Below are 13,774 nucleotides of genomic sequence, written 5' to 3' on the forward strand. Positions count from 1 at the left end.
GTGTTTGGTCATCAAAGGGCGAGCGTGAGGTCGGTAAGCGGCACGGCCTGGCAGGCGAGGCAACGTCCCTCGCCGCCGTCAACCGGGCCGAGATGGGTGAACTCCCCATCGACGACCTCGACCGCGCAGCTCTCGCACTGCCCGACCCGGCAGCCACTCGGCAGCGCGACGCCCGCCGCGCTCGCCGCGTCGAGCAGCGTGCCCTGCTCCGGTCCCCACGAAAAGCTCTGCTTGCTGTTGGCGAGCCGGATGGTGCGCGGCGCGAGGTTGCTCGGCACCGCCGGCGGCGACACGAAGCTTTCGGCAAAAATGTCGAACCGCGGAATGCCGAGTACCGCTGCGGCCTCGATCTGCGCCGCGACGAAATCCGGCGAGCCGCAGATGTAGACCAGCGGCCGGCGCGCCAGCAGCGGCTTGATCTGTTCGAGATCGATCCGCCCCTTGCGCAACGCAGGCGAGCCGATCTGATCCTGCGCTAAGGGCGCCGAATAGAATGTCAAGCGCGTCAGCTCCGGAATGCCGACTTCCAATTCCGCAAGCCGTTGCGCGAACGGATGCTCGTGGCTGCTGCGGCAGCCATGGAGCAGCAGGATCTCGGCGACGCGATCCTGTTGCGCAATGCGTTGCAGCGTCTCGAGATGGCTGATGAACGGCGTGATGCCGATGCCGGCAGCGAGGAAGACCAGCGGCCGCAGCCCTTTCAGGGGCGGGGTGAAGACGCCGCCCGGCGGCTCCAGCAGAACCTCGTCGCCGACGGCAAGGCCATGCAAGCGATCCGGCATGAAGAACGGCGCATCGCCGCACTTTACTTCGTCGAAGAAACGTCCCTTCACCGCAATCGACAACGACTGCGGCAGATCGCTCGGCCCGGTCAGCGAATAAGCGCGCGCCTCCGTTGCGCCCGGCAATGCGGTCATCACGTGCTGCCCTGGCAGGAAGTCGGGCAGCGGACCGCCGTCAAGCGGCAGCAGGCTGAGGGCGACGACGTTATCGGCCTCGGCCCGGCGCGCGCCGACCACGAACCGCCTCTGGCCGCTCCAGACGCCGCGGCTGGCAACGCCGTCACGCCGGATATCGCAGACGATGGCGCGCAGCGGCACCGAGCCGCTGACCGGATCGCGCGCGTCGTCATGCAGCACCGCGTTGATGTTGCGCGTGAGGGCGCCTGCCGCAGCCGAGCGATCGCGGCCGAGCGGCGGACAATCCTCCCACCAGCCGAACTCGGCGACGACGACGCGCTCGTCGAGCGCCGCGTTGAGGCGCACCTTCAGCCGCACCCCGCCGCCCTGTGTCTCCACCACGGCCCAGTCACCTTCGACCAGCCCGCGCTGCGCGGCGAGCTGCGGGCTGATCTCGACGGCCGGGTCGGGCGACTTCCGCCGCAGCGACGCGACATGCCGCCAGGAGGAGTGAATGAACCAGCCGCTCTTGGCGGTGGACAGCACGAGCGGAAAGCGATCGTCCGCGGCCGTCGTGAGCGGGCTGCCGACCGGTTCGACGTGATCGGGCAACGGATCATGCCCGTGTCCCAGCATCAGTTCCGAATAGATCTCGACACGCCGCGTCGGCGTCGCGAAGCCCGCCGCCGTGCCGTCCTCGCGGGTGACGGCGTACTTCTCGTCGCGGAAGGCCTGCGGGAAGCGTCGTCCTTCGGGATGACCACGCAGGTCCTCGACACCGACGCCGAGCGGCGCCAGCTGATAGTTCCAGCCGGCCTCGATGTCGCCGCCGAAGAACAGCTCGTGCATGCCGAGCTTCAGCGCAAGCGCGGCGGCAATCTCGTAATCGGCCTTCACCTCGCCGACCGGCTCGACCATGCGCGGGCGAAACTGCACGGTCTCGACCGCCGCCTGCGTGATCTCGAACCCGATCTTGAGCGCGTCGCGCTCCCACGGCGTGCTCGCCGGCAGCACGAAATCGGCGCTCTCCGCGGTCGGGTTCATGAACATGTCGATATGAACCTGGAATTCCAGCGCGTTCAGCGCGGCCTTGTTGCGCTCGGAATGGCCCTGCGAGACGACGAAGTTGGTGCCGAACGCGACCAGCGCGCGCACGCGGTAAGGCTCGCCCTCGAGCACCGCCCGGCTGAAATCGCGCGCCGTGATCCAGCCCTTTGCGGGCGGCCCGAGCGGCAGTTCGGCGATGCCGAGCGCTTTGGCCTGCTGCTCCGGCGGCAGGATGTTGTAGTCGTTGAGCGCACGCGTCGGCGGCGGAACCGGCCAGCGATTGCCGCCGGGCCGGTCGCAAGCGCCGGTCAGTGCGTAGAGTGAGGCGATCGTGCGCTCGATCGCGGTCGCATTGGTGTGCTGGCCGACGCCGGTCCAGGAATGATAGGCGAGCCGCGGCCGCGTCGCGAGCAGCGCGTTGAACGCCTCGATGTCCGCGATGGGTAGCCAGGTCAGCTCCGCCACGCGCGCCGGCGTGTACGGTGCAGCCCGCTCGACGAGCAATTCGAACGCGGTTGCGGCCGAGATCATGCGGCCATCGCGTGCACGGACCGACAGCACGCCGCGCAACCGGCCACCGCTCTGCTGCGTGTAACGGGTATCACAAGGCACCGGCGAGCCCGACGCATCGAGGCGAACGAAAACGTCCGCCGCGCCATCCGGCCACAATGCATCGGCGCGCAGGAAACGCCCGGTCGCGCGATCGACCAGCAGCGATCCATTGGTCCATGCGTCGACGAAGTCAGCATCGAAGCTGCCGGTCGCGATGAGATGGCGGATCGCGCCCATCGCCAGCGCGCCATCGGCGCCCGGGCGGATGCGAAGCCAGAGGTCGGCCTGCTGACCGGAGCCGTTCGGCTTGGGATCGATGACGACGACCTTGGCGCCGCGCCGCCGCGCGTCGGCGATCCGCGTCGCCTGGGCGAGCCAGGTGCGCGCGGGGTTGTGGCCCCACAGGATGATCGCATCGGCATTGTCGTAATCGGGAAAGCCGATGCCGCGACCGAAGGTCAGCGCGTGCGCAAAATCCTTGTGCCAGCCGCAGATCTCGACGGAGTAGATCAGGTTCGGGCTGCCGAAGCCGCGGATGAAGCGCTCGACCCACTCGAAGCTGTCGACCATCGGCGTGCCGCTCGGCGTGGTGACACCGAACGCCACCGCCTCGGCGCCGCTCTCGGCGCGGATCGCGCCGAGCCGGTTGGCAATCTCGGTCAGCGCCTCGTCCCAGGACACCTCGACCCAGCCCGGGTCGGCGGCACCGCGCGGACGCGTCCGCTTGAGCGGGACGGTCAGCCGGCGCGGGCTGGCGACGATTTCCGGAGCGGCGCGGCCTTTGGCGCACAGCGCGCCGCCAGTCGGATGGTTATTTAATACCTCTACGCTGACCAAGCGTCCGTCCTCGACGACGGTGACGGCACCGCAGCGCGAACGACAAAGCGTGCAATAGCCGGATATCCGCTGTTTCACCGCCGCCTCATCGTCAAGTCAGCCCTTGTGACGCATTTTGGTAATGCGTTACACATTTACGTCATACGCTACCGCGCCCGTCAAGGCTAAGTAATAATCAGCGGACGAATCGAAGTTCCCAGCGAGAAGCGGCTGCGACCACCCATGGACCAAAATTTGCGAGAACAGGTGCTGCAGCGGGTGCGTGCCGAAATCATTTCCGGCCAGAGCCTGCCCGGCACGATGTATTCGGTGCCGAGCCTCGCCGCGAGCCTCGGCGTCTCCTCGACGCCTGTGCGCGAAGCGCTGCTCGAGCTCAGCCGTGGTGGCCTGGTCGAGCCGATGCGCAACCGCGGCTTCAAGGTCGTCGAGCCGACGCTGACCGAGCTGCGCAACCTGTTCGACATGCGCGAGGTGCTGGAGCTGCACGCCGCCGTGCTGGTCGCCGCCAATCCGCCAAAGGATTTACCGGCGGTGCGTGGCTGGGCCGACCAGATCGCCAAAGCCGTCGAGACCGACGACGTCCAGCTCTATCTTGAGGCCGACCGCGCCTATCATCGCGAGTTCATCGCCGCCGCCGGCAACGAGCTCTTGACCGAGATGGTGATGGGCCTGCGCGACAAGATGCGGCTCTATGGCATCAGCTCCCGCGCCGGCCACGAGCGACAGCTGGCCTCGGTGCCCGAGCACTACCGGCTGATCGAACTCGCGCTCGCCGGCGAGACCGAGGCGCTGCCGGCCTTGCTTCGTAGCCACATCCGCTCCTGGGAGCCGATCTTCGTCGACGCATTGATGCGCTCCAAGGAGCACGCGCGCGAGCCGCTGCGGCAGGCGCGTGGGTAGCCACGAGCAAGATAGACGGCTGGCCGCGGTGAGCGGCTAATCGAGAATGCTCTTGTACTGTTCCGAGAAGACGTCGCGGCCGATGATCAGCCGCATCACTTCCGAGCTTCCTGCCAGGATCCGGTTGACGCGCGCATCGGTGAACATCCGGCTGATCGGATATTCGTCCATATAGCCGGCGCCGCCGTGCAGCTGCACGCCGAGGTCGAGCATCTTCCACTCGACTTCCGACGACATCATCTTAGCCTTGGCGCCCATGTTGCTGGTCAGGCGTCCGGCATTGTGCTCGACGACGCAGTGATCGACATAGACCTGGACGAGATCGATCTCGGCATCCATCTCCGCCATGCGGAACTGGGTGTTCTGCTGCTCGGCGAGCGGCCGGCCGAACAGCTTGCGGTCCATCACGTAAGCGCGCGTGATGTCGAATGCCTTACGGGCATTGGCGATCGATCCGACCGCGGAGATCAGCCGCTCCTCGGCAAGGCCTTCCATGAGATAGTAGAAGCCCCTGCCCGGCTCGCCCAGCACGTTGCCTTTGGGCACCTTCACATTCTGGAAGAACAGCTCGGCGGTGTCCTGCGCCGGCATGCCCATCTTCTTGAGATTGCGGCCGCGCTCAAAACCGTCCATGCCGCGCTCGACGATCAAGAGCACCATGGCGTGCTTCTTCTCGGCACTTGCGAGCTTGGCCGCGACGATCACGACGTCGGAATTGATGCCGTTGGAGATGTAGGTCTTCGAGCCATTGAGCAGGAAGTGATCGCCCTTGTCCTCGGCCGTCGTCCGCATGCCCGCGAGGTCTGAGCCCGCTCCGGGCTCGGTCGTCGCAATCGCCAGGATGGTCTCGCCGCTGACGCATTTGGGCAGGAAGCGATCGCGCTGCTCCTCGGTGCCGAAACGCTTGAAATAGGAGCCGACCAGGCGGCTGTGCAGCGTGTTGAACCAGCCCTTGCAGCCCGAGCGCGCGGTCTCCTCGATGATGATCTGCTCGTAGCGGAAGTCCTCGTCGCCCATGCCGCCGTATTTCTCTTCAGGCCAGATCATCAGGAAGCCGAGGTCGCCGGCCTTCTTGAACGCATTGCGGTCGACGATGCCGGCCTCTCGCCACTCTTCCATATGGGGCGCGATCTCGCTGGCGAGAAACTTGCGGTAGGAATCGCGGAAGATGACCTGGTCTTCGGTAAAGCTGCGCATCGTTCACCCAATCACGCTCTGCGGCGAGGCACTGACGAAAAAATGGAGCGTCGGTTCTGCTTCAACAAAACCGACGCTCCGTCATCGAAACAGTCGATGCTCTACTTGCCCTTCCAGTTCGGAGCGCGTTTTTCTGCAAAGGCAGCCGCGCCCTCGCGGGCATCCTCGGACACGAAGACCGGACCGACGATCTCCTGCTGCTTCTTCCACATCTGGTCTTCGGGCCAGAGACGGGATTCGACGACCACCTGCTTGGACGCCTTGACGGCCAGCGGGCCGTTGGCACCGATCGCTGCCGCAAGCTCGAGCGCGGCGTCGAGCGCCGGGCCATCGGTGACGCGGTTGATGATGCCGAGTTGGTGAGCACGCTCGGCGCCGAAGAACTCGCCCGTCAGCGCGAACTCCATCGCCACACGGATCGGCATCTGCCGCGGCATGCGGATCAGGCCACCGGCCGCGGCCGCCAGCCCGCGCTTCACCTCGGGGATTCCGAACTTGGCGTTGCGGTTAGCGACGATCATGTCGCACGACAGCGCGATCTCCATCCCGCCGGCGAGCGCGTAGCCATCGACCGCCGCGATCAGCGGCTTCTTCGGCGGCGCCTCGGTGAGGCCGGCGAAACCGCGGCCTGGGATCGACGGTCGCTCGCCCTTCAGGAACCCCTTGAGGTCCATGCCCGAGCAGAACGTGCCGCCGGCGCCAGTGATGATGCCGACGCTGAGCGTATCGTCGGCATCGAGCCGGTCGATCGCCGCAGCCACGCCCTTGGAGAGCGCGAGGTTGGCGGCGTTCTTGGCCTCCGGCCGGTTCAGCGTGATGATCAGGATAGGTCCGCGGACCTCAGTGAGGACCGGAGTTTCTTCGGACATCGTTTCGTCTCCTGTTGCCGTGCTTATCGTTTGAGCATGATCTTTTCGGAAAACCGCTTCGCACTTTTCCGGATCATGCTCTAGCGCGGCGCCATGCGGATGGCGCCGTCGAGACGGACGTCTTCACCGTTGAAGTAGCCATTGGTGATCATCGTCAACGCCAGATGCGCGTATTCTTCCGGCATGCCGAGACGCTTCGGGAACGGCACCGACGCGCTGAGCGCAGCCTTGACGTTCTCAGGAGCGCCCTGCAGCAGCGGCGTGTTGAAGATGCCCGGCAGGATGGTGTTGACGCGGATGCCCTCGGCCATCAGGTCGCGCGCGATCGGCAGGGTCATGCCGACGACACCGGCCTTCGAGGCGGAATACGCCGCCTGCCCCATCTGACCGTCCTCGGCAGCAACCGACGCCGTGTTCACGACCGCGCCGCGCTCGCCGTGCTCCAGCGGAGCCAGCGACAGCATGCCCTGCGCCGACTTGGCGATGCAGCGGAAGGTGCCGACGAGGTTGATCTGGATGATGCGATTGAAGGCGTCGATCGGGAAGTGCGTGGGTTCGCCGGTCTTCTTGTCCCGGCCCGCAGTCTTCACCGCATTGCCGGTGCCGGCGCAGTTCACCAGGATACGCTCCTGGCCATGCGCCGCGCGCGCCTTGGCGAAGCCGGCATCGACCTGCTCGTCGGAGGTGACGTCAACCTTGCAGAACACACCGCCGATTTCCTTGGCGATGGCTTCACCCTTCTCTTCGTTGAAGTCGAAGATCGCGACCTTCACGCCGTGCGCGGCAAGCGCGCGCGAGGTAGCCGCGCCGAGGCCCGACGCGCCGCCGGTGACGACGGCGGCGACCGATGAATCGAGTTTCATTGCGTTATCCTTTCGCGATCAGAGGCGTTCGATGATGATGGCGGGCGCCATGCCGCCGGCGGCACACATGGTGACCAGACCATAGCGTCCGCCGCTGCGCTCGAGCTCGTCGAGCGCGGTGCCGATCAGGATCGACCCGGTCGCGCCGATCGGGTGGCCGAGCGCGATCGAGCCTCCATTGATATTGACCTTCTCGCGATCGAGGTCGAGGTCGCGGATGAACTTCTCGGCGACGACCGCGAACGCCTCGTTGATCTCCCAGACGTCGATGTCGTTCTTGGTCAGGCCGGCCTTGGCGAGAACCTTCTTGGCCGCCGGGACCGGCGCGTTGAGCATCAAGGTCGGGTCATCACCCTGGTTGGCATAGGCCACGATGCGGCCGCGCGGCTTGAGGCCGTGCTTCTCGGCATATTCCTTCGACGTGATCAGCACCGCGGCGGCGCCGTCCACCACGCCGGAGCTGTTGCCGGCATGATGCACGCCCTTCCACTCGAGGCCCGGGTAGCGGCGCTGGATCTGCTTCTTGAAGGTCGTGCCGTTGCCGAGATCGAAATCGGCAAGCTGCTCGAAGCTCGGCTTCAGCGAAGCCAGGCCTTCGGCGGTGGTCTCGGGGCGCGGGAATTCCTCACGGCCGAGGGCGATGCTGCCATCCTCGTTGAGGACCGGGATCACCGACTTGGCGAAGCGGCCTTCATCGATTGCCCGCTTGGCGCGCTGCTGGCTGGTCAGCGCCAGGGCATCGCAGGCCTCGCGGCTGATCCCCTCGCGCGTGGCAATGGCGTCGCCGCACACGCCCTGGTGCGACTGGGGATGAATCTCGTCCAGCGCCGGGTTGCCGGAACCCATCATCCGCGCCGGCTGGCCGGCCTTGGAGCGCTCGGCAGCGAGGGTCTGCTGATAGCTCATCATCTCGGTGCCGCCGGCGATGACGCAATCTTCCATCCCCGACATCACAGAGGCTGCCGCCAGGTTCACCGAGGTGATGCCGCCGCCGCAGAAACGATCCAGCGTCGTGCCGCTGGCATTGATGTCGTAGCCGGCCGCGAGCGCCGACATGCGGCCGAGATCGCCGCCCTGCTTGCCTTCCTGGGTCGACGTCGACCAGATGATGTCGTCGACGGTCGACGTATCGAGCTTGTTGCGCGCCTTGAGCGCGGCGAGCACGGTGGCCGCCAGATGCTGCGGATGCAGGTGCGACAGCGCGCCCTTGCCCGGCTTGCCGATCCCACGCGGCGTGCGGACGGCGTCGATGATGTATGCTTCAGGCATGCGTTTCCCCCTCGTTTCAGATGTCTCGCTCAAATTGACTCGTGCCGACGTCCCAACCGTTCCGCTGCGTCTGCCGCTTCGGAATGAGATGGGTCGTCAGCGGTGTGGCGTCACGGCTCGGCAATCGCGTTGCGCTGATCTTCGAAATACTCGAAGCGCGGCACCGTGCGGAGCTCCCGCTCGTCGGCACAGGCTGGCTTGTCGCCCCCTTGCGCGAACAACGGCGCGCCGGGTGCGGCAGCGTGCGGACCGAGAGCATATTTCTGCTCTTGCGGCAGGTAGATCAACTGGCCGATCTGGGTGAGGGTCAGCGTGAGACGGGAAACCGTCGATCGGGGAAGACCGCAACGATCGGCGATTTCGCGATTGCCAAGGCGTATGCTTCGGCCTTCGAAGCAACGCACGATGTCGAATGCGCGCGACACCACCTGGATCACGCGCCGGTTGTCCGTGCCGGCGGTCTCTTGCGCCATCAGTACCTCAGATCGACGTCCCATCGTTTACGCCTCACTCCTCATTTTGCGTACGGGTGAATGAAGTCCGCCCTGGTTTGGGCGGGACGAGCCGATCCGCGACGTCGCTGTCGCGCGTGCAACACCACGCGGCGCTCGCGCGAGCGGACCTGCAGAAAGGAGCTGACCGCAGGCGGCGCCTGGTCTTCCAGACCGGTGAAGCCGCGACCGCGGGGCAAGCAGCTTCTGGTATCGATGGCCGGCCGGCATCAGGCGGATTCTTTCCCTAGGATTCAGACCTTAATTAATTGATTAATTAGTCAGGTGATTAAAGTGGGCGCCTCCCCCTGTCAACTGCGGTTGTCGCAGGGCGCCCCGCGCCCGGATGGCACCTCGGGCATCCGGCAGCCAGCTACCGATCCAGTTGCGGCCGGATCAGCGTTCGACGTTCCCGCGAACTCTGCTGCTTGCACCGCGTATCGCTCGGCGCCGAAAACCAGACGCCCAACCTGACCGGGCAGACCGACACCGCGCCTGGAGTACACCTGCTCGATGAACGGCAATCGTGTGGCCGGCGCGAGCGCGCGGAAATCGGCGAGCGCCTAGTCGCGACCGGAGTTGGCGCCCTCGTTCCCACTCATGTAGCTGGTGTGCTGTGCGAGATAACCTTGCGTCGTCGCATCCGAGCGGGATCACAAACGGATTCGGCAGCCGCATCGTATGGCAAGCGCGAGCCGGAAGCCCAGAGCCGGGAGCGAACGGCCGGCCCGTCCGCTCGGACCGCAATTGCACGACATGCGTATCCTCGCGCGCACCCGCATCGCGACACCGCATTATATCGGTTTTTGATGGGGCGATAAATTCCGATAGTTCGATCAGGCGCCGCTAAGTCTTTGCTCATTCAAAGTTTACCAAAGTTTGATGTTTTTGTTCACGACGACGGTCCGCTTGTCCGAGTCGAAAAGGCACAACCGGCCACTAGAACGAGTCGTTTGAAGGACGCCTGGGAAGCTCGCGGACCGGGAACGCGACCAGCAAGATTCTCGATCACTGTTGAAAGATTCGCATGCGCTACAACGGTGGGAAGCGACAAGTCGGGCAGGCCGCGCGAATCCGAGCGGTCGTGCTCTTCGTAGCCCTGGCATCCGGTTGTCAAAGCTCCGCCCAGGCCGGCACGTCGACCGCGAATTTGACCGTGCAGATCACCATTACCGCATCCTGCACAATCAACGCTGCAACACTCAATTTCGGGAGCGTCGCCGGAACAACGCTTGCGACCACCCTGCAATCCGGCAGCACAACAGTCTCGGTCACCTGCACCAATGGCAGCCCCTACTCCATCGCCATGGATAATGGAGCAAACGCGTCCGGCAGCCAGCGGCGGATGGCGAACGCCGGAAATTTCATCAGCTACAATCTCTTTACTGATGCGGCCCATACCAATCCCTGGACCACGGCCACCAGCAGCACAACCTGCACGACCACGAACGGCTGCTTTCTCGGCACCGGCAACGGATCGGCGCAGACGATCAACATCTACGGTAACGTTCCTGCTACCGGCACCGCGCCGAACACCGGCACCTACACGGACACGGTGGTCATGACCATCACGTACTGAGGAAAAGGCCGCAGCAGCGGCCGATGTTCCGTTGCGTTCGCGTATCGACGAATTGCCTTCCGGCTCAATTTTCGAAATCGATCGGTATTGCGATGCATCACAATTCAAATTTGCTGGCCGCATTTGCCGTAAGCCTGGCATGCATGGGCGCTGCGCATGCCACAGCGCTTCGCGTTGAACCCGTCCTCCTGGAACTGAATGCCCCGGCCGCGGCGGCGTCCCTGACGCTGCGCAATGATGACGATGCCGAGGTCGAGGTCCAGACCCGCGTGCTTCGTTGGTCGCAGTCGGAAGGCAAGGAGAGCCTTGAACCGACAACGGACGTGGTGGCATCGCCGCCAGCCGTCAGGATGGCCCCTCATTCCGACTACGTCGTGCGAGTCGTGCGGGTGTCGAAGCAACCGATCCAGGGCGAAGAAAGCTATCGTGTCATCGTCGACCAACTACCGCGAGCAGTCGGCAGGCAAAGAGGTACCGTCAATCTCCTGGTACGACAGTCGATCCCGGCGTTTTTTCGCGGCCGCGAGATCAGCCGGCCAGAGGTCTCCTGGGCGTTCCGCACCGAAGCCGGTAAACTGACCGTCGTAACCCGCAATGCCGGCGACGAGCGGCTACGAATCGCAAACCTGCGGCTCAAGGATTCCACGGGAGCCACCCTGTCCTTTGGCAACGGCCTGCTCGGCTACGTGCTCGGGCGGTCCTCCATGAGTTGGACCACGCTGAAATATCCTCAGGGTTTTGGATCCGGCGGATCCATCTCTGTCACGGCCGAAACGGACAAGGGCCCGACTCATGCGGTTATTGAGTCGCTGGCTCGTCGGTAGAAGGGGCTCAGCAGTTGTGTCCATCGCAGCACTACTCGGCATGATCCTCTATGCCGGGCGTGCTCGCGCGGGCGAAAACCAGACAAACCTGCAACTCGACGTCGTGATCAACTCGGTGCCTGCCCGAACGATCGGATCGTTCGTCCGGTTCGATAACGGTCGCATCGGAGGAACGCTGGACGAATTGGAGAGCCTCGGACTGCGTCCGCGCCGGCCGCTTCGACCGGACGAGATCATCGCGCTCGATGATATCCCGACCCTGAAGTATCGATACGAGGAGAGAACACAGCGGATATTCATCATCGTCGACGAAGCCGGGCGCAAGCCGCAGCTGCTTGACGCAGGCGGCTCCAGTGGCAACGTGCCGAGGGCGCAGGCCGATCCTGGCGCGGTGCTGAATTATGATCTGCTGACTTCAACCAGCAACATCTCGACGTCGAGATCGATCGGGCTCGCCAACACATCGCTCTTGCTCGATGCCCGCGCGTTCTCGCCTTACGGCACCGCCGAACAGTCGGCGATCATCCGCAGTGGTCCGCAGCAGCCTGCGCAGGCGACGAGGCTGAATTCGTCTTTCCAGTATTCCGACCAGGACCGGATGATCAGCTACGTCGCAGGGGATACGATCAACGGCGGACTCGCCTGGTCGCGTCCGGTCAGGATCGGCGGCTTGCAGGCCCAACGCGATTTTACCCTGCGGCCCGATCTCATTACCGCGCCGCTCGCGACGATCGGTGGTAGCGCGGCAGTGCCGTCGACCGTCGATGTCTATGTCAACAACATCAGGACATTTTCTCAGGATGTCGCGTCCGGCCCTTTCAGCGTGAACAACGTTCCGCTGATTTCGGGCGCCGGCACGACGCAGCTCGTGGTGCGGGATTCGGCAGGTCACGAAACCCGGACCTCGGCGCCGTTTTATGCGAACGCGAACCTGCTTGCGCCCGGGCTAAGCAACTGGTCGGTGGAGGCCGGATTGCCGCGCCTGTCCTACGGTTCGAGCAGCGACGTCTATGTTGGCTCGCCAGTCGGATCCGCGACCCTGCGGCGCGGCATCTACGACGGGTTGACGGCAGAGGCACACGCCGAAGGCGGAGCCGGCGTCATCAACGGCGGGATCGGTGGTGTCCTGAGGACCGGGACGATGGGTGTTGCGGCCGTGGCCCTGGCCGGCAGCGGCAGCGGCAGCGGCACGAACCGCGGCATGCAGACCTATGCATCCTACGAGACCCGGCTGTTCGACGTGAGCATTTCGGCCAGCTCGCAACACACCTTCGGCACCTATGACGACCTTGCCTCGGCCACTGCGCGATTGCAGAACATCGTGACGTTCAACGGCGGCCTGCAGAACCTGAACGGTCTGTTTAACTACCTGCCCGGCGGCGTCGCTTCGCTGTCGAACTCGTTTGCCTATGTGACGGGCATCTATGGCAGCGCCCGTGCGCCGGTCGCACTCGATCGGATCACTTTCAGCACCCCGATGCCGTTCGACTCCAGGGCCAGCCTCAGTGCAAGCTTTGTCGATCTGCGCGATGCCTCGGGCAATCGTTCGAATATTGTGACGGCTTCCTACTCGCGTTCGTTGCCGTACAATGCGTCGATATTCACCACCGTCTTCCACGATTTCGGTACCAAGAAGAATACCGGCATGTTTGCCGGTTTGAGCATGCCCCTTGGCGACTCTGCTTCGATCACGAGCGGGGTTTCAAGCGGACGGAGCGGTACAGTCGGTAGCGTCGATGCCGTCAAGTCGCTTGGGCCGGAGCCCGGCAGTTATGGCTGGCGCGTGCACGATTCCGAAGGCTCGGCAAGTTACCGGGAGGCCACAGCTTCCTACAGGTCGAGCTACGGCACCGTCCAGGCCGGCGCAAGTCAGGCCGGATCCGGCGCGGTGGGATCGCTGGAATTGCGCGGTTCGATCACGACCATGGGAGGCGGCGTTTTCCTTTCGAACTGGATCGACGACAGCTTCGCGGTGGTCACGACCGGCGTGCCGGATGTCGAGGTCCTCAACGAGAACCGCCGGGCGGGCGTCACCGATTCCCGCGGCATGTTGCTGATACCGACGCTTCGGTCCTACCAAAACAACAAGATCGCGATCGATCCGACGAACCTTCCAGTCGACAACGAAGCGGCAACGACGCATGACATCGCAGCTCCCGCCGATCGCGCCGGGATACTCGTCAGATTCGATGTCCGCAAGGAGACGACGGCCGCGCTGGTTACCTTTGTTGGACCTGACAATCGTGTTCTGCCGGCCGGCGCCGTCGGCCGCATGACCGGTGGAGGAGAGTTTGTCGTCGGCTATGACGGACAGGCCTACATCAAGGGACTGTCGTCAACGAACGAAGTCGAGATCGACCTGGCCGAAATGCGCTGCCGTACAACGTTTGGGTTTGTCCCGAAGCCCGGCGAACAGGTCCGGATCCCCGGAGTGGTGTGCCGATAAT

The 13,774-nt window shown here is 64.6% G+C and carries 10 protein-coding genes; 4 read left to right on the plus strand and 6 right to left on the minus strand.

The window, feature by feature from the left end; translation table 11 throughout:
• Nucleotides 1-11 precede the first annotated feature (11 nt).
• Nucleotides 12-3,413 carry a molybdopterin-dependent oxidoreductase gene (locus tag JQ507_23705; protein ID QRI67944.1) on the minus strand — a complete coding sequence of 1,134 codons (3,402 nt, stop codon included), beginning with the start codon at nt 3,411-3,413 and terminating at the stop codon, nt 12-14.
• Nucleotides 3,414-3,557: 144 nt separating this feature from the next.
• Between JQ507_23705 and JQ507_23710 the strand changes: the two genes are divergently transcribed.
• A complete protein-coding gene (locus JQ507_23710; protein QRI67945.1) occupies nt 3,558-4,235 on the plus strand; it encodes a GntR family transcriptional regulator in 678 nt (225 codons plus the stop codon).
• A gap of 36 nt (nt 4,236-4,271) precedes the next feature.
• Here the strand turns inward: JQ507_23710 and JQ507_23715 are convergent, their stop codons facing one another.
• The 5 genes from JQ507_23715 to JQ507_23735 form a co-directional block, all read right to left on the minus strand.
• Nucleotides 4,272-5,432 (minus strand): acyl-CoA dehydrogenase family protein, encoded by a 1,161-nt coding sequence (locus tag JQ507_23715; protein QRI67946.1) that lies wholly within the window; start codon nt 5,430-5,432, stop codon nt 4,272-4,274.
• A 101-nt stretch (nt 5,433-5,533) separates the two neighbouring features.
• Nucleotides 5,534-6,301: a crotonase/enoyl-CoA hydratase family protein gene (locus JQ507_23720; GenBank protein QRI67947.1), complete on the minus strand. Its 768-nt coding sequence runs from the start codon at nt 6,299-6,301 to the stop codon at nt 5,534-5,536.
• 80 nt (nt 6,302-6,381) lie between these two features.
• Complete coding sequence (locus JQ507_23725; protein ID QRI67948.1) at nt 6,382-7,164, minus strand: SDR family NAD(P)-dependent oxidoreductase; 783 nt, start codon at nt 7,162-7,164, stop codon at nt 6,382-6,384.
• An 18-nt stretch (nt 7,165-7,182) separates the two neighbouring features.
• Nucleotides 7,183-8,433, minus strand: a complete 1,251-nt coding sequence (locus JQ507_23730) for an acetyl-CoA C-acetyltransferase (protein ID QRI67949.1) — start codon at nt 8,431-8,433, stop codon at nt 7,183-7,185.
• 110 nt (nt 8,434-8,543) lie between these two features.
• A complete protein-coding gene (locus tag JQ507_23735) occupies nt 8,544-8,906 on the minus strand; it encodes a helix-turn-helix domain-containing protein (protein QRI67950.1) in 363 nt (120 codons plus the stop codon).
• Nucleotides 8,907-9,951: 1,045 nt separating this feature from the next.
• Here JQ507_23735 and JQ507_23740 point away from each other — a divergent pair.
• The 3 genes from JQ507_23740 to JQ507_23750 are packed head-to-tail and all read left to right on the plus strand — an operon-like array spanning nt 9,952 to nt 13,773.
• Nucleotides 9,952-10,503, plus strand: a complete 552-nt coding sequence (locus tag JQ507_23740; protein QRI67951.1) for a spore coat protein U domain-containing protein — start codon at nt 9,952-9,954, stop codon at nt 10,501-10,503.
• Between the two features lie 23 nt (nt 10,504-10,526).
• The gene (locus JQ507_23745) at nt 10,527-11,327 is read left to right on the plus strand and encodes a molecular chaperone (GenBank protein QRI67952.1); all 801 of its coding nucleotides are present in this window, start codon (nt 10,527-10,529) and stop codon (nt 11,325-11,327) included.
• Between the two features lie 40 nt (nt 11,328-11,367).
• Nucleotides 11,368-13,773 carry a fimbrial biogenesis outer membrane usher protein gene (locus tag JQ507_23750; protein QRI67953.1) on the plus strand — a complete coding sequence of 802 codons (2,406 nt, stop codon included), beginning with the start codon at nt 11,368-11,370 and terminating at the stop codon, nt 13,771-13,773.
• Nucleotide 13,774: the final 1 nt, after the last annotated feature.

This window comes from Bradyrhizobium sp. PSBB068, from assembly GCA_016839165.1.
In the GTDB taxonomy this organism is placed as follows: domain Bacteria; phylum Pseudomonadota; class Alphaproteobacteria; order Rhizobiales; family Xanthobacteraceae; genus Bradyrhizobium.

What these genes read in the sequence shown, in the direction of transcription:
- JQ507_23710 (QRI67945.1), top strand. Translation starts at nt 3,558, where the DNA reads ATGGACCAAAATTTGCGAGAACAGGTGCTGCAGCGGGTGCGTGCCGAA.
- JQ507_23715 (QRI67946.1), bottom strand. Translation starts at nt 5,432, where the DNA reads ATGCGCAGCTTTACCGAAGACCAGGTCATCTTCCGCGATTCCTACCGC.
- JQ507_23720 (QRI67947.1), bottom strand. Translation starts at nt 6,301, where the DNA reads ATGTCCGAAGAAACTCCGGTCCTCACTGAGGTCCGCGGACCTATCCTG.
- JQ507_23725 (QRI67948.1), bottom strand. Translation starts at nt 7,164, where the DNA reads ATGAAACTCGATTCATCGGTCGCCGCCGTCGTCACCGGCGGCGCGTCG.
- JQ507_23730 (QRI67949.1), bottom strand. Translation starts at nt 8,433, where the DNA reads ATGCCTGAAGCATACATCATCGACGCCGTCCGCACGCCGCGTGGGATC.
- JQ507_23735 (QRI67950.1), bottom strand. Translation starts at nt 8,906, where the DNA reads ATGGCGCAAGAGACCGCCGGCACGGACAACCGGCGCGTGATCCAGGTG.
- JQ507_23740 (QRI67951.1), top strand. Translation starts at nt 9,952, where the DNA reads ATGCGCTACAACGGTGGGAAGCGACAAGTCGGGCAGGCCGCGCGAATC.
- JQ507_23745 (QRI67952.1), top strand. Translation starts at nt 10,527, where the DNA reads ATGTTCCGTTGCGTTCGCGTATCGACGAATTGCCTTCCGGCTCAATTT.
- JQ507_23750 (QRI67953.1), top strand. Translation starts at nt 11,368, where the DNA reads ATGATCCTCTATGCCGGGCGTGCTCGCGCGGGCGAAAACCAGACAAAC.